Here is a 696-nt window from a genome sequence, read left to right as displayed (position 1 = left end):
GCGCTACTCGGCCTGGCCGTGGACGGCAAAACCCTGCGCGGCAGCCGCACCGGCGACCGTGTGACCCACCTGCTGGCCGCCACCCGCCACGACACCCAGACGGTGATGGCTCAAGCCCAGGTCGCAGCCAAAAGCAACGAGATCCCCGCGTTCACGCCCCTGCTGTCCGGGCTCGACCTCACCAGCGTGGTCATCACCGCCGACGCCCTGCACACCCAGCATGAGCACGCCAGGCAGATCGTCGCGGCCGGAGGGCACTACGTGTTCATCGTCAAGGGCAACCAGCCCACCCTGCTGCGCCGGCTCAAGGCCCTGCCCTGGCGCGAGGCCATCCTCAACGACCGCACCGACGAGACCCGGCACGGACGCCGCGAGATCCGCCGCATGAAGATCTGCACCGTCCGCCCAGGCCTGCCCTTCCCCCACGCCGCCCAGGCCATCCAGGTCAAACGACGCCGCACCAACAACGCCACCGGGAAGACCACCATCGTCACCATCTACGCCATCACCAGCCTGCACCCCGGCCAGATCACCCATGCCCACCTCGCCGGACTGATCCGCGGCCACTGGAGCATCGAAGCCCTGCACCACATCCGCGACGTCACCTACCGCGAAGACGCCTGCACGATGAGGACCGGGGCCGCACCCCGGATCATGGCGAGCCTCCGCAATCTGGCCATCGGCCTGGCCCGCCTG

The 696-nt window shown here is 69.4% G+C and carries 1 protein-coding gene; it reads left to right on the top strand.

All coding sequences use genetic code 11. The features are described 5' to 3' along the window. Positions 1–18: 18 nt before the first annotated feature. Positions 19–696: ISAs1 family transposase (locus FLX08_RS40020; protein ID WP_244313250.1), on the top strand; the 678-nt coding region annotated here is incomplete at its 3' end.

Origin of the sequence: Microbispora hainanensis, assembly GCF_006874475.1 — a bacterium.
GTDB classification, from domain to species: Bacteria; Actinomycetota; Actinomycetes; order Streptosporangiales; family Streptosporangiaceae; genus Microbispora; species Microbispora hainanensis.
The sequence above is the reverse complement of the archived record's forward strand: the minus strand, read 5'-3'. Positions and strand labels throughout refer to the sequence as shown.